Raw genomic sequence first — 17,580 nt, 5'->3', positions numbered from 1 at the left:
GTTAATGTTGACATCTTACCCCAGCGTCAGGATCTAGACCAGATGGGTGTAGTTCGGGATCAGGCTGCTACGATTTCGACTAGTCTACAAGACTCGAAAGACGACGGATCTGGAGGTGATATGCGCAGAGGATGGAGATATAGGGGGCTAGTCTTGGGGTTATTGCTCTGGCCTATGCTGGGGAGTGCCAAGCAGCATCCTACCGCCGAGTGCCGCTGGCTGCACGACAGGATAGCCACGCTCAAGCAGGCCATTGCCAAGGGCGATACCCTGGGCACTCAGGAAGAGCTTGCCCGTTGGCTGCAGGAGTACAAGAGAAAACAGTGTCGCCAATACGACTACTGACGATGCCAAGAGACGGCCTCCATGGCCAGCCTCAAGCAAAAATAAGGCCATCCCGAGGGATGGCCTTATGGCAATCAGATGATCCTGTGCTCTTCGAGCATCTTGCGGCGGGCCTCTTCCTTGGCCATCTTCTTCTTGCGATTGTCACAGGGATCAGGGCAGTCGCATGCCTTCTCGATACCCACTGAGCCCAGGCCACCACAGGAGCCCGAGATGCTCTTCTTCTGGAAGATATAACCGATGGCCATACCGACCACCACCAACAGAAACACCGCGAAGGTGATCAGAAAAATCTGCATATAGATTCCTTACTTAGCATCACGGGTCAGGAATGGCTTGAAGGCGGGAGAGTAACGCTCGTCAAACCCTTCATCCGTCTTGGTCACCATGAAGATGGCCAAGCCTTTTTCGGTTGCATAGGCCATGCCCTTCTCGGGGCCCATCACCGTCAGCGCCGTGGCCAGCCCATCTGCCGTCATGCAGGAGGGATGGACCACAGTCACCGAGACCAGCCGATGATGAATGGGTTTGCCGGTGGCGGGATCTATGGTGTGGGAGAAACGCTGTCCATCCATCTCGTAATAGTTACGATAATCCCCCGAGGTGGCGACCCCGTTGTCACCGACCTGGATCACTTCCTGCACCGAACCCACATTGGCGGTTGGCTTCTCGATGGCGACTCGCCAGGGGTGACCCTTGCCGTTGACGCCATTGATACGCAGCTCGCCGCCGATCTCGACCAGATAGTTGCGCGACCCCTTGGCTTCCAGGTACTCGGCGACCTTGTCCACCCCGAACCCCTTGGCAATGGAGGAGAGATCCACATAGAGATCCGGGATGTCCTTTTGCAAGGTATCGGCATCGGCAGAGGTGATCACGTGCAGATTGCCCAGGCCCGTCTTTTGGCGAGTCTGGCTGATCAACTCATCGGATGGCACCTTGGTCGGCTTTGCATCCGGACCAAAGCCCCACAAATTGACCAGAGGACCCACTGTCACATCCAGCGCGCCCCGGGTCTCACGGCCCAGATGCAGGGACTCGGTGACCACGCGGGCGGTGTCGCGAGAGACCACAATCGGCGTCGAGGTGCGAGCCTGATTGAAGCGGGACAGTTCGGATTCGGGTCTGTAGGTGGACATCTGATCGTTCACCAGCTCGAGCAACTGGTCGATATCAGCCTGGAACTTGGTTTTGTCCGAGATGGCGTCATCGGCCACCTTGATGGAGTAGTAGGTGCCCATGGTGCTGCCGGTGATCTGAGTCTCCGGATGGGTTTTGACATTTTCCTGGCCACACCCTGCCAAGAAAAAGGCTAGCCCGAAGGCTAGCCAGGTCTTTACAACACTGCGCATGGATTAACCACCAAAGTCATCCAGGAGGATGTTTTCGTCTTCAACGCCGAGGTTTTTCAGCATGTTGATGACGGCCGCGTTCATGACGGGAGGTCCACACATGTAGAACTCGCAATCTTCCGGCGCCTCGTGGTTCTTGAGATAGTTCTCGAACAAGACGTTGTGGATGAAGCCGGTGTAGCCATCCCAGTTGTCTTCCGGTTGCGGATCAGACAGAGCGACGTGCCACTCGAAGTTATCGTTCTCGGCCGCCAGCATGTCGAAATCTTCGACATAGAACATCTCACGCTTGGAGCGAGCACCATACCAGAAGGTCATCTTGCGATTGGTCTTCAGGCGACGCAGCTGGTCGAAGATGTGGGAGCGCATCGGCGCCATACCGGCACCACCGCCGACAAACACCATTTCGGCATCGGTGTCTTTGGCGAAGAACTCGCCGAACGGACCCGAGATGGTCACCTTGTCACCAGCCTTGAGGCTGAAGATATAGGAGGACATCTGGCCGGGAGGCGCAGTCCAGTTGCTGGGCGGTGGGGTCGCGATCCGCACGTTCAGCATGATGATGCCAAACTCTTCCGGATAGTTCGCCATGGAGTAAGCACGAATGATCGGCTCCTTCACCACAGACTCCAGCTCGAAGATCTTGAAGCGATCCCAGTCACCACGATACTCCTCGGGAATATCGAAGGTGTTGTACTTGACGTGGTGAGCCGGCGCTTCGATCTGGATATAACCACCGGCGCGGAACGGCACGCTTTCGCCATCGGGGATCTGCAGCTTGAGCTCCTTGATGAAGGTGGCCTTGTTATCGTTGGAGATAACAGTACAGTCCCACTTCTTCACCCCGAAGATCTCTTCAGGCAGTTCGATCTCCATGTCGGAACGCACAGTGACCTGACAGGCCAGACGTTCCCCATGACGGGCTTCGCCCTTGCTGATGTGATCCAGTTCAGTCGGCAGTATGTCACCGCCGCCCGCCTTGACCCGCACCTTGCACTGACCACAAGAGCCACCGCCGCCGCAAGCGGAGGAGACGAAGATGCCGCTACCGGCCAGCACGCTGAGCAGCTTGCCACCGGCCGGACTGGTCACGCCCTTGGCCGGATCGCCATTGATGCTGATTGTCACGTCACCCGCGGTCACCAGCTTGGACTTGGCGAACAGAATGACTGCCACCAAAGCCAGCAGGATCACGGTAAACATGACCACACCCAGAATAATTTCCATTTATGATTCCTTTTCCGATTACAAGGAAATACCAGAGAAGGACATAAAGCCCAGCGCCATCAGACCCGCGGTGATGAAGGTGATGCCCAGGCCACGCAGACCTTCCGGAACATCGGAGTACTTCATCTTCTCGCGGATCCCCGCCATCGCAACGATGGCAAGCATCCAACCGGCACCCGAGCCCACGCCATAGACCACAGACTCCGCGAAGTTGTAGTCACGCTGCACCATGAAGGAGACGCCACCGAAGATGGCGCAGTTCACGGTAATCAGCGGCAGGAAGATACCCAGGGCGTTGTAGAGCGCAGGGAAATACTTGTCCAGGGCCATCTCCAGGATCTGTACCAGGGCTGCAATCACACCGATGAAGGTGATGAAGCTCAGGAAGCTCAGATCCAGACCAGGGGACAGGGCACCGTCTTTCAACACGAAGTTGTAGATCAGGTTGTTAGCCGGTACGGCGATGGTTTGCACCACAACAACGGCAATACCCAGACCCATGGCGGTCTTGACCTTCTTGGAGACTGCCAGGAAGGTACACATCCCCAGGAAGAAGGAGAGGGCCAAGTTTTCGATGAAAATCGAACGAACCAACAGACTCAGATAATGTTCCATACCTTAATCCTTCGCCTCCACCTGCTTGGGATCCTTGGTACGTACGCCCCAAATGATCAGACCAATGATAAAGAATGCACTCGGCGGCAGCAGCAGCAGACCGTTTGGCACATACCAGCCACCGTTGTTTACCAGCGGCAGCAGCTCGATACCAAACCAGGTGCCGGATCCCAGGATCTCACGCACGGTGGCCACGGTCAGCAGCACGGCGCCATAACCCAGACCGTTGCCGATACCATCCAGGAAAGAGGGCAGCGGGGCACTCTTCATGGCAAAGGCTTCGGCGCGACCCATCACGATACAGTTGGTGATGATAAGACCCACAAATACCGACAGTTGCTTGGAGATGTCATAGGCATACGCCTTGAGCACCTGGTCAACCACGATAACCAGGGACGCGATGATCGCCATCTGGGCGATGATGCGCACACTGTTCGGGATCTGGTTACGGATCAGGGAGATGAACAGGTTAGAGAAGGCGGTGACCGCCATGACCGCCAGGGTCATGACGAACGCCGTCTTCATCTGGCTGGTAACGGCCAGCGCGGAACAGACACCCAACACCTGCAAGGCGATGGGGTTGTTGCCGAGCACTGGCGTCAACAGCAACTTCTTCATTGCGGTATTGTCAGCCATTGTTGAGTTCTCCTGCGCGGATCTTGGCAAGGAAAGGACCGAAGCCCTGGGGGCCCATCCAGAAATCGAACGAGTGCTGGACACCATTACTGGTCAGCGTCGCGCCAGAGAGGCCATCGATCTCATGCTCGGAACCAGCCGGAGCATGACCCTTGATCACCCGCAGTGCAGGCTGACCATCTTGACCGAACAGCTTCTTGCCGACGAACAGCTCACGCCATGCCGGGTTCTCGACCTCGCCACCCAGACCCGGGGTTTCGCCCTGGTCATAGTAGGTGATGCCCTTGATGGTCTGGCCATCAGCGGCAACGGCGACGAAGGCATACATGGTGGACCAGAGGCCCTGACCATAGATCGGCAAGATGATGTTATCGACCTTGCCTTCGCTGTCTTTGGCGAAGAAGACCGGCATCAATTTTGAGATCTGACGGATCCCGGCCTTGTCATCGGCAGCAGCCAGACGAAGGTTCTCGGCCGGATTCTTGGCAGCCATCTTGAAATCGAAGCCATCAGCATCGCCATCGACGAACTGACCGGTAGAGAGATCTACCAGACGCGCTTCGATCTTGTCGCCATACAGCTTGCCGAGTTCACTCTTGGCGATGCTGGTCACATCGATGCCAGCAACGGCAAGGATGTTGCTCTGCTTGTCCAGAGCCTTGTTCAGCTGCTGAGCCGGACGCAGGCCCACTGCGGCCACAGAGACCACGATGGAGCAGACCAGGCACAGACCCGCCACTATGCTGACGGTGCCGACGGTTGAGTCTTTATTAAACGCCACGACTGATCCTCCGCTTGATGTTCGCCTGTGCCACGAAATGGTCAAACAGCGGGGCAAACAGGTTCGCAAACAGAATGGCCAACATCATGCCTTCCGGGAAGGCGGGGTTCACAACACGGATCAGCACGACCATGAAACCGATCAGGGCGCCGTACCACCATTTACCTTTGTTGGTAAAGGAAGCAGACACTGGATCCGTTGCCATGAAGGCCATACCGAAGGCAAAACCACCCAGCACCAGGTGCCAGTGCCACGGCATGCTGAACATGGGGTTGGTATTTGAACCTATGACGTTGAACAGCAGGGAGGTTGCCACCATACCGATCATGACACCGGCGATGATGCGCCAGGATGCAATACGCATGTAGACGATCATGGCTGCGCCGATGAGGATCATCAGGGTGGAGACTTCACCGATGGAGCCCGGCAGGTTACCCAGGAAAGCATCCATCCAGCTGATGGCCTGACCGGTAGCGCCATTGATCAGCGACATCTGGCCACCTTGAGCCCACTGGCTCAGTGCAGTCGCGCCAGAGTAGCCATCGACGGCAACCCAGACGGCGTCGCCAGAGATCTGGCTCGGGTAGGCGAAGAACAGGAAAGCACGACCCGCCAGTGCCGGGTTCAGGAAGTTCTTGCCGGTACCACCGAACACTTCCTTGGCCATGACCACACCGAAGGTGATGCCCAGGGCAGCTTGCCACAATGGCAGCTCAGGCGGCACGATCAGCGCGAACAGGATCGAGGTTACGAAGAAGCCTTCGTTGATCTCGTGCTTGCGGATCATGGCAAACAGCACTTCCCAGAAACCACCGACGATGAAGACGGTGATGTAGATGGGGAAGAAGTGAGTCGCACCGATCAGCATCTTGCTGCCGATACCAGCCACCGCCGGATCCAGCGAGGCGCCCAACAGGGTAGCCAGGCCATATTGCCAGGAAACGGCACCGCCGGCAGAGCCGAGGTGCGCGATGGCGGCAATCGCCTGGTTGCCTATGTTGAACATGCCCCAGAACATGGCCGGGAACACGGCCAGCCATACCATGATCATCATGCGCTTCAGGTCGAGCGCATCGCGAACGTGGGCGGCATTACGGGTGACAGTACCCGGAGTGTAGAAAATGGTGAAAGCCGCTTCGTACAGGGCGTAGTACTTCTCGTACTTGCCGCCCGGCTCGAAGTGATGTTCCATATTTTCAAGAAATTGCTTGAAACTCATCGCTTAACCTTCCAGTTCGATCTTGGTCAGGCACTCACGCAAGATGGGGCCGTACTCTGTCTTGCCGGGGCAGACAAAGGTACAGAGCGCCAGATCTTCCTCATCCAACTCCAGGCAACCCAGTGCTTGCGCATTGTCGGTATCGCCAGAGATCAGATCCCGCAGCAGCAGGGTCGGCAGGATGTCCAGCGGCATGATGCGCTCATAGCTGCCAATCGGCACCATGGAACGATCACTCCCGTTGGTCGTGGTGGTGAAATTGAGCAGCTTGCCCTTCACCAGGTGAGACAGGGTGGTGCGGGTGATGGAGAACTTGTCGGCACTGGGTTTAATCCACCCCAGAAACTCCTTCTCGCGGCCCTCAGCCAGCACGCAGACCTGATTGTGGTAACGACCCAGATAGTCATGTACCTCATCGGTCTTGGCACCGCTTAACAGGGAACCGGAGATGACACGGTTTTCATCCGCACGCAGCTCGTTGTGAGTCAGCTGGCTGATGCAAGCGCCCATGCGGGTGCGCAACAGACGTGGCTTGACCACATTCGGACCGGCCAGGGCGATCACCTTGTCGGTGCAGATCTGGCCCGTGGTAAACAGCTTGCCCAGCGCGATCACATCCTGATAGTTGATGTGCCACTGGATCTTGTTGCTGCCAACCGGATCGATGAAGTGAATATGGGTACCCGGCAGACCGGCAGGATGAGGACCGACGAAGACCTCTTCCTGAACTTGCGGCACGGAAGCCTGTGGCAGACTGCCCTCGCCCTTGCAGACGTAAAGCTTGCCATCAGTCAGGCGGCTCAGCACGGTCAGACCGTCGATAAAGGCCTGGGATTGCTCCTTGATGATGAGCTCAGCGCTGGCGGCCAGCGGGTTGGAGTCCATGGCGGTCACGAAGATCGCACGGGGCTCTGAACCGACGGCAGGAACCTTGCTGAAGGGGCGGGTGCGCAATGCAGTCCATTGGCCTGACTCGACCAGGATCTCTTGCACCTTGCTGCGCTCGAGCTTGGCAAGCTCGGCACTGGCAAACTGCTCAAAGGTCACCTGTTCGTCAGAGCCATCGATATCGATGACCACTGATTGCAGAATGCGCTTGGCACCACGGTTGATCTCTGAAACTACGCCGGTGGCGGGAGCCGTGAATTTAACGCCAGGATTCTTCTTATCTTCGAAGAGTGCCTGACCTTTAATGACGCGATCCCCTACTTTGACAAACATAGTAGGTCGCATCCCCACGAACTCTTCGCCCAGTGTAGCAACACGGGTGATGGCCGGGCCATCGTAGATTACTTGCTCTGGCGCACCCAGCACGGGGATGTCCAGTCCTCTTTTAATTGTAATCATACTCACTTGCACTACCGTTACGGGAGAGAGAATGGTTAGCGCCGAGAAATACATCACGACGGGTTGTTGAACACACTCGGCATATGGCTGAACAGATACAAACAAACAACAAATCAGCAACATGCGGGGTGTTTCAAAAGCGCTTGAGTTTACCACTTTCAGACTGCTGACTGCCACGTCAAATGGGGAAAATTAACCCGCTATCACAAAATTAGCCTGCCCACTTGCTTGCCGTACTCCCATCAAAACACGTACTTCCACCACACCAGGACGGAAGTACTCACTAAGGGTTAGTTTCGTGGAAGTTCACCGCAGGATTAGAAAAATTGATGAGATTGGCGACAAATGTTGCCGATGAAATCGGCAAAGGGTAATCCCTTTGTTAATGGAACATCACAGCCTCTCAGTTATTTCCCTGCCGTTCATTGAGGACCAAGCTTGCTGGCACAGACCGGGCTTCGTGGCGCCACGCCCTTTTGTTGCCACTCTTCCTCTGTATAGGTATGCAGTGCCAGCGCATGAACGGGCCCGGCCAGCAGATCGGCCAACAGTTGATTGACCTGACGATGACGGCTGATGAGACGCTGACCGGCGAAAGCCTGACTGACGATGACCACCTTGAAATGGCTCTCTGCTCCCGGCTCGGTTCGATGCATGTGGCTCTCGTTGAATACGTCGAGATGGCCAGGGTTGAGGGCCTCGGAGAGGCGTTGGATGATGGTTTCTTGGGTATTCATGAGATCTTCCGATGACTGATGGGGCAAGCCCCATTCTATCGACTTTGACTCCCAGGGAGAACTTGCATGGCGAGGCAATTGCTGGATCATCCAGGCACCGTGAACCACGGTACCATTCGACTTAGGTTGACTCCCAGGGAGAACTTGCATGGCGGGACAATTGGTGAATCATCCAAGCACCGTTAGAATAGCGCCATTCTATCCAGCCGTGAGACAGACCGTTCAATGCAGACCCACCTCGAGACAGACCATTGCCGCCTGATGCTGCAGCGCTATCCGCGCCAGGAGCAGGATCCCCTGCAGGCATGGGATGCCGCCGATGAGTACCTGATCAATCAGCTGGCAGAGCAGCCTCCCGAAGGCGGCGGCCCCGTCATCATCATGAATGACAGCTTTGGCGCCTTGGCCGCCTTTCTCCATGGCCATCATCCCCTGTGCGTGACCGATTCCTTCGTCAGCGAGCAAGGCACCCTGGCCAATCTGGCCGACAACGGACTGGATCCGGCATCCATCCGCATCCAGGACTCGCTGGCGCCACTGCCAGCGGCTCCGACCCTGGTGATCATCAAGGTATCCAAGTATCAAGCGCTGCTTGAGCAGCAGTTGCTGGCCCTGCGTGAGGTGGTCACCCCGGCCACTCGCATCCTGGCCGCCGGCAAGGCCAAGGAGATCCACAGCTCGACCCTCAAGTTGTTCGAGAAATATCTGGGCGAAACCCGCACCTCCCTGGCTTGGAAGAAAGCTCGTCTCATCCATTGCACCATCGCTGATGCAGCGGGGACAGACCGCGCCGCCCAGGCCAGCCCCTTCCCGACCGTCTGGCCGCTGGAGGGGAGCGAGATGCAAATCCATAACCATGCCAACGTATTCTCGCGCACCAGCCTGGATATTGGTGCCCGCTTCATGCTGGCCAATTTGCCTATCCACAGTGCCCGCAAGGTGATCGATCTGGGCTGCGGCAATGGCGTACTCGGCCTGGCTCTGCTGGCCCGAGACACCGAGGTGGAAGTGACCTTCATCGATGAATCCTACATGGCGGTAGCCTCGGCACGGCTCAACGTCGAGCACAATCTGCCAGCCGCCCTGCCCCGCGCCGAGTTTCTGGTCAACAACTGCCTGGATGGCCTGCCGACCGGTTATGCTGACCGCATCTTGTGCAACCCGCCGTTCCACCAGCTTCAGGCGATTACCGATCATATCGCCTGGCAGATGTTCCAGGATGCGCACAGAGTGTTGCCCAAGGGGGGTGAACTCTGGATAGTGGGCAACCGCCATCTGGACTATCACAACAAGCTCAAGCGACTGTTTGCCAATGCACAAGTCGTTGCATCCAATAGTAAATTCGTTATTTTGAAAGCCATTAAACGCTAGAGGAATCCATTATGAAATCACCAATTCTGCTGCTCGCCGCCCTGCTGCTCGGCGGCTGTGCCACTCACTGGCCCGAGACGGCGCTGCTCAATCCCCAAGTGATCCCGGCGAATCAACAGTACTACTCCGGCAATCGCATCACCATGGAAGGCATAGACAAACGCGCCGCCGCTCATGTGTTCGCCATCAAGCAAAAAGAGAAGGCCCCCGTCTACATCAAGAGCGAGCAGCCCCTCAATACCCTGCTGGTCGAGCGTCTGAGCGAAGGGTTGCGCAGTCAGGGACTGGAGGTGGGCAACAGCGGCACCACCAACCTGACTCTTCAGGTCAATAATGCCTTGGTCAATGTCGAAGAGAAGACGTTCACCTATGTCACCAAGTCCAAGGTGAGCCTGCAGGTGATGGCCGATTTCCAGGGAAGCCGCCTGACCAAGGTGTTCAACGCCAGCGCCAGCAAGGAAGGCCCGGGTGAGCCCAGCATCGCCGATCTGGAGCTGGTCCTGAACCAGCAACTTGGTAGCCTGATCCAGCAGATCATGGCTGACGAACAGCTGCGCGGTTACCTCAAAGGCCAACCAAGCGCCTGATCTCTCTATGTATTAAGGATAATCTCATGAAGAAGCTGATGTTGCTGGCCCTGCTGGTTTGCCCCCTGGCCTTCGCGGCCCCCAAGGTGAAATTTGAAACCAACCACGGCAATATCGTGGTGGAGCTGGCTCCGAAAGTGGCGCCCCAGACGGTGAAGAATTTCCTGCGCTACGTGGCTGATGGCAGCTACGATGGCAGCCTGGTCCACCGGGTCATCCCCGGCTTCGTGGTACAAGGGGGCGGCTATAACCAGCAGTTCCAGCAGTTGCCCACCTTTGACCCCGTGGTAAACGAATCCAAGGGTGGCCTGCCCAATACCCGTGGCAGCATCGCCATGGCCCGGACCCAGGCGGTGGACAGTGCAACCCGCCAGTTCTACTTCAACCTTGCCGATAACAACAACCTCAATGCCAGTGGTGGCGCCGGTTATACGGTATTTGGTCAAGTTGTTCAGGGCATGGAGGTGCTGGACAAGCTGGCTCAGGTTCAGACCGGCTACAGCCCCATCCTGCGCGCCAATGACGTGCCGACCAGCACCATCATCCTCAAGAAGGTGACGCTGCTCGCCGAGTAAGCCCGACAGCCGGGCCCGCTCGGGCCCGGTATCTTCCCCATCCAGTCCCCTTGTCCCTCCGGATCACGGATCGTTTTCTATACTGCTCACTCTCCTCAACATGGATTGGAGCATCTTGTGACTTGTGATGACTACCTGGCCCAGCACAGGGCCCCCTTGGCCTGGACTGTTCGACAGTTTCTGGCACAACAGATCGACTATGACGCCCTGCAGGATATGAGCTGGCAACTGCTCGGCCAATGGCAGGCGGTGCGTCAAGATGCAGCCGACAAGCAGGCCAGTAGCCCGCAAGAGAGCGTGTTCTGGCACCTGCTGCACAGCCTGCACCTCTGGAGTCAGGATGAACTGGCCGAGGATCCGGCCTTGCGTCACCAGCTGCGCGATTGCGCCGCCTGCCTGATGGGAGAGGGTCCGGCGCCCCTTGGCTGCATAGGCACCCGCCCCTGAGGTCAGCCCGCCTGATGCGTTCGCGTCGATGCAACCAAGCAACACCCATGCTGACCGATGGCGGTGGCAATCGCCGATAACCACATCCATTCGACACCTTGCTGGCGACCCATGGATCCCATGATGCCGTCTCTGGTGGCCAGGCTATCTCCCTTTGTCCCCACAATCTGATAGCTCGCCTTGGCGCCGGCGGATGAACCTGCCAAAATGGCTTACTTTTCCCAAGGAGTCAGGCACTTGAACGCTGTCAGCAAACCAAGCTGGAAAGAATCCCTACGAGTCTATCTCGAGCCCCGCGTCCTTATTCTGTTTGCCATGGGGTTCTCCTCCGGTTTGCCACTGCTGCTGGTATTCGGCACCCTCTCCTTCTGGCTGCGAGAGGCGGGAGTGAGCCTGACCGACATCGGTTACATGAGCTGGGTCGCCCTGGCCTATGGGGTCAAGTGGTTGTGGTCTCCCCTGGTGGACAGGTTGGCCTTGCCGCTGCTCTCACGCCTGCTTGGCAGGCGTCGCAGCTGGATGCTGTTCTCCCAGCTGCTGATCGCCGCAGCCCTGGTCGGCATGTCCTTTTGCGATCCCAAGACCCAGCTCGCCCAGCTTGCGCTTTTCGCCCTGCTGGTGGCCTTTGCCTCCGCGACTCAGGACATCGTCATCGATGCCTACCGCATCGAGTCGGCCCCTGAGCGCCTTCAGGCAGCCATGGCGGCCTCCTACATGACAGGGTATCGACTGGCCATGATCATGGCCGGCGCGGGCGCTCTTGCCCTAGCAGCCTGGCTTGGCAGCAACAGCGTCTATGACTATCGTGGCTGGCAGTTAACTTACCTGCTGATGGCGGGGATGATGAGCATTGGCCTCATCACCACCCTCTGTTGCCATGAGCCCGACATCGACGTGGCAAACCAGGACAGGCAGCAAGCGATGCGCAAGTCCCTGCTGCTGCAACACGGCTGGCCACGCTCGTTGGCCGGGCTCGGCGCCTGGGCCTACGAGGCCGTCTGGTGCCCCTTTGCCGACTTCTTCGAGCGCTATGGTCGTTCGGCGCTGCTCATCCTCGGACTCATCGCCTGCTATCGCATCTCGGATGTAGTAATGGGGGTCATGTCCAACAGCTTCTATGTGGATCTCGCCTTCAGCAAAACGGAGGTGGCGACCATTACCAAGGTGTACGGCGTCATCATGACCCTGGTGGGTGCCAGTGTGGGAGGCATTCTGGTGATGCGCTTTGGCACCTTGCGCATCCTGATGCTGGGCGCTCTGCTCACTGCCAGCACCAATCTCTTGTTCGCACTGCTCAATCAGCTTGGCCACAATCTGGAGCTGCTGACCCTGATCATCTCCCTGGATAACCTGAGCGCCGGCATCGCTACCGCGGCCTTCATCACCTATCTGTCGAGCCTGACTAACGTCGCCTTCTCGGCCACCCAGTACGCCCTGTTCAGCTCAGTCATGCTGCTGCTGCCGAAGTTGCTGGCCGGATTCTCCGGCGGTTTTGTCGAACAATTCGGCTACAGCGTCTTCTTCATCGGGACCAGCCTGCTGGGCATCCCCGTGTTGATCCTGATCGCCATCGTTGCCAGACGAGACAGTGCTTTGTTACCGAAACAGAGCAAATAGCAAGCGTTTGCGCCAATTAGGGGGTGATTAGATTCACACTTCCAGAGAAAGTTCCCTCTTGATCGTTTATCCGCGGAAATTAATTGGCTAGAATCCCTCCGCTCCTTGTGGGCAGGCTACGGAAAACCTCAACTAAACGCACAAGAGACCAATAAAATGGCCAAATTTACCAAGACTCTGATCGCTGCTGGTCTGCTGGCGGCTTCCGCCACTCCGGCTTTTGCTGCCGACTATAGCGGCGACATCCACAAGAACGACTACAAGTGGTTCCAGTTCAACGTCATGCACACCATCGATCAGCTGCCCTACAGCGAATCCGAAGGTGGTTACAACGACACCTACTTCGAAATGGAATTTGGTGGTCGCTCCGGTATCTTTGACCTCTACGGCTACGTCGACGTATTCGACATCTTCCAGAGCAAGCACGACGACAAGCATGACAGCGACAACCTGTTCATCAAGTTCGCCCCACGCCTGTCCATCGATGCCATGACCGGCAAAGATCTCTCCTTCGGTCCGGTGCAAGAGGTTTACATTGCCAACCTGATCAACGTAGGCGGTCCGGATGGTCTGTTTGAAGCCATGACTGGTCTGGGTGCCGACGTACAAGTGCCTTGGTTCGGCAAAGTTGGCATGAACCTGTACGCACGTCACGTCAACGAAGGCTCTGGCGAGCAAGGCTGGAACGGCTATCAGTTCTCCATGAACTGGTTCAAGCCTTTCTACACCTTCTCCAACGGCAGCTTCGTTGCCTATCAGGGCTACCTGGATCACCTGTTTGATGCCAAGGACAGCTCCACCGACGGCACCGCCATGTTCAACGGTCTGTACTGGCACTCCGACCGCTACGCCGTCGGTTACGGCCTGAAGTACTTCAACGACATCTACGGTATCCAGAACGGTACCTACGGCCTGAAAACCACTGGTTTCGGCCACTACTTCTCCGTGACCTACAAGTTCTAATCGAACCCGTAGCACGCAGAAACGAAAAACCGGAGCCTTGGGCTCCGGTTTTTTTATGGCATAAGGCGCAGAAAAAAGAGGGCCGAACCCTCTTCGCGCGAGATCAGTCGCGGAAATTCTGGAACTGCATCGGCTGACCCAGCTCGGCGCCACGCACCAGGGCCATGGCCTCTTGCAAGTCGTCACGCTTCTTGCCGGTGACTCGTACCTCGTCGCCCTGGATGGCGACCTGCACCTTGATCTTGGAATCCTTGATAAGCTTCACCAGCTTCTTGGCGACCTCTTTCTCGATCCCTTGCTTGAACTTGACGTTCAGATGGAAACGCTTGCCGGAGTGGACGCTATCACCCGCCTCCATTGAACTGTTTTCGATGTTGCGCTTGAGCAGGGCTGCGCGCAGTATCTCTACCATCTGCTTGAGCTGGAAGTCGGCATCGGCTTCCAGCTTGACCTCTTCCTTGGTCATCTCGAAGCTGGCTTCTACACCGCGAAAATCGAATCGGGTGGCCAGTTCACGATTGGCGTTGTCGACTGCGTTCAACACCTCGTTCATTTTGACTTCAGAGACAATATCGAATGACGGCATGGCCGGGGCTCCTCATGTTGCGTTCGTTATGAGGGGGCAAATCTACCAGAAAACCGGCAAATTTGCTGATTTCGATAAAGGCGCTCTGTTAGAATCCTTGCCATTGCCGACAGGTGAGACCCATGAGTGTCCACCCCATCGCCATTCGGGCACCTCTCTCGGGTCGAATGGCCCACCCTCTTGATCGAGTCATATCATGCCAAGCGGATCTCAATCCCCCTCCACGCCCTCCTGGACCCTGCTCGGGTGCGGCGCCCTCGGTGGCGTCTTCGCCGCCCTGCTGACCCAATCAGGCCAACCGACTCAGGTACTGCTGCGTGAACGCCACAGAGCGACGCTTCACCCCGTCATCGACTTCACCGGTCTGGATGGACAGCATGGGCTTATCAGCATTGCCAGAGGCTTTCTGGCTGATACTCCCCCCATTCGCCGCCTGCTGGTGATGACCAAGGCGGACCAGGTGATCCCCGCCTTGCAGCCCCTGATCGGCAAGCTCGACAAGCAGGTGCCCATCGTGCTGCTGCACAACGGCATGGGGGTGGCCGAGCGCGTCGCCGAGCTGTTTGCAGACAACCCAATCATCGCGGGCGTCACCAGCCATGGCGCCCTGCAACAGGGCCATTTCGTGTTCCGCCATACCGGCCGGGGCGAAACCTGGCTCGGCCCGGTCAACGAGCAAGGCCGCCAATTCGCCCATCTGGCCGATCGTCTTGCCCAGGCACTGGGTCAGGCTGGCTGGGACGAGCAGATCCTCGCTCGCCAGTGGCACAAGCTCGCCATCAACTGCGCCATCAATCCGCTCACCGCCCTCTATCGCATCAAAAATGGCGAGCTGACAGGCCCACGCTTTGCCGACACCCTGCAACAGATCTGCATCGAGGTGGCCGATGTCATGAATGCAGAAGGCATTGCCACTACCCATGAAGAGCTGGCACGGCGGGTGCAATCCGTCGCCGGACTGACCGCGGACAACTACTCTTCCATGCAGCAGGATCTGGAACAGGGCAAAGAGACAGAGATAGAGGCCATCACCGGCTTCCTGCTGGCCAAAGCCCGGCTCCACGGCATCATGGTACCGGTCAACCAGGGCCTCTATCAGGCCGTCAAGGATCGCCATCAGGGCGAGAGCTGACTCACCCAACCCGAACCAGGAGTCCCCCATGAGTGTCTTGGTACTGGTCGCCCCCGGCTCGGAGGAGATTGAAACCGTCGCCATCCTGGATGTGCTGGTGCGCGCCAACATAACGGTGCTGCTAGCCTCCTGTTGCCCTGCGGGCCTGCGCCAAATTCGTGCCTCGCGCGGGGTACAGCTGGTCACCGATTGCCATCTCGATGAGCTGCCGCAAGAGGAGTTCGAGATGATAGTGGTGCCCGGCGGCCTGCCCGGTAGCGAATGCATCCGCGATAATACCCGTGCCATCAGCCTGCTGCGCGAGCAAGCGGCCAGTGGCCGCTGGCGCGCCGCCCTGTGCGCCGCCCCCGCCGTGGTACTGCTGCCTCATCAGCTGCTGGGCAAGGCGAGCATCACCTGTCATCCCGGCTTCTGGGCCCGGATCCCCAGTGCCCAACTCAGCCATGAGCGCGTGGTCATAGATAAAGACGCGCGGCTGGTAACCAGTCAGGGGCCAGGCACGGCCATCGAGTTTGCCCTCACCTTGGTACAGGTGCTGCGCGGCGCCACTGCGGCCGAGGCCGTCGCCGGCCCCATGGTCATTTGAGGGGGACGATGGCGGATGCGGGACTGGGCATGAAGCCAGCGTATGAGAACAGGGGGAGCAGTGCTCGCCTTGAGACAGGCGCCTGGCCCGGCACTTTATCGCCGCCAACAAAAAGGCCTCCAACATGGAGGCCTTTTTTATCAGCGGTACACCTGTCTTACAAGCGGTGCCGGCAAGGCACCGCTGAGATGAGTGGGGGCTCGCCTCTTACTTGACGGTCACCCGGGCAAACTTGCGCTTGCCGACCTGATAGACAGCAGTACCGGCACCGACCAGCGCCTTGCCATCGTCCAGCTTCTCGCCATCCACCTTGACCGCGCCCTGCTTGATCATGCGCAGCGCTTCCGAGGTGGTGGCCACCAGATCGGCGTCTTTGAGCAGGTTGGCGATGGCCAGCCCTTCCCCTTCCAGGATAAGCTCGACCTCCGGCATCTCGTCCGGAATGGCGTTCTTGGAGAAGCGCTGGGTGAAGTCTTCGTGGGCGGCTTCGGCGGCGGCCTCATCGTGATAGCGGGCGATGATCTCTTTGGCCAGCCAGATCTTCACGTCGCGCGGGTTGAGGGTGTTCGCGGCGATACCGGCCTTGAACCCTTCAATCTCGGCCAAGGGACGGGAGGAGAGCAGCTCGTAGTAGTTCCACATCAGGTCATCGGTGATGGACATGATCTTGCCGAACATCTCGCCCGGGGCATCGTGCACGCCTATGTAGTTGGCGGAGGACTTTGACATCTTCTTGACGCCGTCCAGACCCACCAGCAGCGGCATCATCAGCACGCACTGGGCGGCCATGCCGGCATCTTTTTGCAGTTCGCGCCCCATCAGCAGGTTGAACTTCTGATCGGTACCGCCCAGCTCGACATCCGCCTTGAGCGCGACCGAGTCATAGCCTTGCAGCAGCGGATAGAGGAATTCGTGAATGGCGATGGACTGGCCGCCGCTGTAGCGCTTCTTGAAGTCGTCGCGCTCCATCATGCGGGCCACGGTCTGCTTGGCTGCCAGCTTGATCATGCCGGTCGCACCCAGCTCGCCCAGCCAGGTGGAGTTGTACTCGATGCGGGTCTTCTTGGGATCGAGGATCTTGAACGCCTGCTCGGCATAGGTGAGGGCGTTGTGCTTGATGGCCTCTTCGGAGAGCGGCGGACGGGTGCTGTTCTTGCCGGAGGGATCCCCGACCATGGCGGTGAAGTCGCCGATCAGCAAGATGATCTCGTGCCCCAGGTCCTGGAAGGTCTTCAGCTTGTTGAGGATCACGGTATGACCGAGATGAATGTCGGGTGCCGTCGGGTCCATGCCCAGCTTGATGCGCAGGGGGCGCCCTTCCTTCAACTTGGCAATCAGTTCTTCTTCAACCAGAATTTCTTCCGCTCCGCGCTTGATCTCGGCTAGCGCCACCTCGAGCTGGGACATTTTTTGACACTCCAATCACGATTCCACAGGGCCAGCCATATTACTGGAAT

The 17,580-nt window shown here is 57.9% G+C and carries 20 protein-coding genes; 9 read left to right on the top strand and 11 right to left on the bottom strand.

Features of this window, described 5'->3' with window-relative positions; translation table 11 throughout:
• Positions 1 to 153: 153 nt before the first annotated feature.
• Positions 154 to 345 carry a hypothetical protein gene (locus ACSMDR_RS15140; RefSeq protein ID WP_436468780.1) on the top strand — a complete coding sequence of 64 codons (192 nt, stop codon included), beginning with the start codon at positions 154 to 156 and terminating at the stop codon, positions 343 to 345.
• 74 nt (positions 346 to 419) lie between these two features.
• Here ACSMDR_RS15140 and nqrM read toward each other — a convergent pair whose 3' ends face one another.
• From nqrM to ACSMDR_RS15095, 9 genes are all read right to left on the bottom strand, one after another.
• Complete coding sequence (nqrM, locus tag ACSMDR_RS15135; protein WP_005893340.1) at positions 420 to 644, bottom strand: (Na+)-NQR maturation NqrM; 225 nt, start codon at positions 642 to 644, stop codon at positions 420 to 422.
• Positions 645 to 653: 9 nt separating this feature from the next.
• Complete coding sequence (locus ACSMDR_RS15130; protein ID WP_436468779.1) at positions 654 to 1,697, bottom strand: FAD:protein FMN transferase; 1,044 nt, start codon at positions 1,695 to 1,697, stop codon at positions 654 to 656.
• A 3-nt stretch (positions 1,698 to 1,700) separates the two neighbouring features.
• Entirely contained in the window at positions 1,701 to 2,924 is a 1,224-nt protein-coding gene (gene nqrF / locus ACSMDR_RS15125) for an NADH:ubiquinone reductase (Na(+)-transporting) subunit F (protein ID WP_005893336.1), read from the bottom strand.
• Positions 2,925 to 2,942: 18 nt separating this feature from the next.
• A complete protein-coding gene (gene nqrE, locus ACSMDR_RS15120) occupies positions 2,943 to 3,539 on the bottom strand; it encodes an NADH:ubiquinone reductase (Na(+)-transporting) subunit E (protein ID WP_005893334.1) in 597 nt (198 codons plus the stop codon).
• A gap of 3 nt (positions 3,540 to 3,542) precedes the next feature.
• Positions 3,543 to 4,175, bottom strand: coding sequence for an NADH:ubiquinone reductase (Na(+)-transporting) subunit D (locus ACSMDR_RS15115; protein WP_042040793.1), 633 nt, complete (start codon positions 4,173 to 4,175; stop codon positions 3,543 to 3,545).
• Positions 4,168 to 4,956 carry a Na(+)-translocating NADH-quinone reductase subunit C gene (locus ACSMDR_RS15110; protein WP_436468778.1) on the bottom strand — a complete coding sequence of 263 codons (789 nt, stop codon included), beginning with the start codon at positions 4,954 to 4,956 and terminating at the stop codon, positions 4,168 to 4,170. Before ACSMDR_RS15110 ends, ACSMDR_RS15115 begins: the two co-directional genes overlap by 8 nt.
• Positions 4,946 to 6,175, bottom strand: a complete 1,230-nt coding sequence (locus ACSMDR_RS15105) for an NADH:ubiquinone reductase (Na(+)-transporting) subunit B (protein WP_436468777.1) — start codon at positions 6,173 to 6,175, stop codon at positions 4,946 to 4,948. The genes ACSMDR_RS15110 and ACSMDR_RS15105 overlap by 11 nt, the downstream gene beginning before the upstream one ends.
• Before the next feature lie 3 nt (positions 6,176 to 6,178).
• Positions 6,179 to 7,522: a Na(+)-translocating NADH-quinone reductase subunit A gene (locus tag ACSMDR_RS15100; RefSeq protein WP_005893323.1), complete on the bottom strand. Its 1,344-nt coding sequence runs from the start codon at positions 7,520 to 7,522 to the stop codon at positions 6,179 to 6,181.
• Positions 7,523 to 7,944: 422 nt separating this feature from the next.
• Positions 7,945 to 8,259: a BolA family protein gene (locus tag ACSMDR_RS15095; protein ID WP_436468776.1), complete on the bottom strand. Its 315-nt coding sequence runs from the start codon at positions 8,257 to 8,259 to the stop codon at positions 7,945 to 7,947.
• A 225-nt stretch (positions 8,260 to 8,484) separates the two neighbouring features.
• On the opposite strand from ACSMDR_RS15095, the gene ACSMDR_RS15090 reads away from it, so the two are divergent.
• The 6 genes from ACSMDR_RS15090 (at position 8,485) to ACSMDR_RS15065 (ending at position 13,819) form a co-directional block, all read left to right on the top strand.
• Entirely contained in the window at positions 8,485 to 9,630 is a 1,146-nt protein-coding gene (locus ACSMDR_RS15090; RefSeq protein WP_436468775.1) for a methyltransferase, read from the top strand.
• An 11-nt stretch (positions 9,631 to 9,641) separates the two neighbouring features.
• Positions 9,642 to 10,217, top strand: a complete 576-nt coding sequence (locus ACSMDR_RS15085) for a YajG family lipoprotein (RefSeq protein WP_005893316.1) — start codon at positions 9,642 to 9,644, stop codon at positions 10,215 to 10,217.
• Positions 10,218 to 10,243: 26 nt separating this feature from the next.
• Entirely contained in the window at positions 10,244 to 10,792 is a 549-nt protein-coding gene (locus ACSMDR_RS15080) for a peptidylprolyl isomerase (RefSeq protein WP_005893314.1), read from the top strand.
• Between the two features lie 117 nt (positions 10,793 to 10,909).
• Positions 10,910 to 11,239, top strand: coding sequence for a hypothetical protein (locus ACSMDR_RS15075; protein ID WP_436468774.1), 330 nt, complete (start codon positions 10,910 to 10,912; stop codon positions 11,237 to 11,239).
• Positions 11,240 to 11,476: 237 nt separating this feature from the next.
• Positions 11,477 to 12,856 (top strand): AmpG family muropeptide MFS transporter, encoded by a 1,380-nt coding sequence (locus ACSMDR_RS15070; protein WP_436468773.1) that lies wholly within the window; start codon positions 11,477 to 11,479, stop codon positions 12,854 to 12,856.
• A gap of 156 nt (positions 12,857 to 13,012) precedes the next feature.
• Entirely contained in the window at positions 13,013 to 13,819 is an 807-nt protein-coding gene (locus ACSMDR_RS15065; RefSeq protein WP_005893309.1) for a nucleoside-specific channel-forming Tsx family protein, read from the top strand.
• Positions 13,820 to 13,922: 103 nt separating this feature from the next.
• Here the strand turns inward: ACSMDR_RS15065 and ACSMDR_RS15060 are convergent, their stop codons facing one another.
• A complete protein-coding gene (locus ACSMDR_RS15060) occupies positions 13,923 to 14,405 on the bottom strand; it encodes a YajQ family cyclic di-GMP-binding protein (protein WP_005893307.1) in 483 nt (160 codons plus the stop codon).
• Between the two features lie 196 nt (positions 14,406 to 14,601).
• Between ACSMDR_RS15060 and ACSMDR_RS15055 the strand changes: the two genes are divergently transcribed.
• Both ACSMDR_RS15055 and ACSMDR_RS15050 read left to right on the top strand, forming a co-directional pair.
• Entirely contained in the window at positions 14,602 to 15,537 is a 936-nt protein-coding gene (locus ACSMDR_RS15055; RefSeq protein ID WP_436468772.1) for a ketopantoate reductase family protein, read from the top strand.
• A 28-nt stretch (positions 15,538 to 15,565) separates the two neighbouring features.
• Positions 15,566 to 16,123, top strand: coding sequence for a DJ-1 family glyoxalase III (locus ACSMDR_RS15050; protein WP_436468771.1), 558 nt, complete (start codon positions 15,566 to 15,568; stop codon positions 16,121 to 16,123).
• A 207-nt stretch (positions 16,124 to 16,330) separates the two neighbouring features.
• On the opposite strand, the gene tyrS is transcribed toward ACSMDR_RS15050, so the two are convergent.
• The gene (tyrS, locus tag ACSMDR_RS15045; RefSeq protein ID WP_436468770.1) at positions 16,331 to 17,530 is read right to left on the bottom strand and encodes a tyrosine--tRNA ligase; all 1,200 of its coding nucleotides are present in this window, start codon (positions 17,528 to 17,530) and stop codon (positions 16,331 to 16,333) included.
• Between the last annotated feature and the right edge of the window lie 50 nt (positions 17,531 to 17,580).

Origin of the sequence: Aeromonas molluscorum, assembly GCF_051376105.1 — a bacterium.
Lineage (GTDB): Bacteria > Pseudomonadota > Gammaproteobacteria > Enterobacterales > Aeromonadaceae > Aeromonas > Aeromonas molluscorum.
The sequence above is the reverse complement of the archived record's forward strand: the minus strand, read 5'-3'. Positions and strand labels throughout refer to the sequence as shown.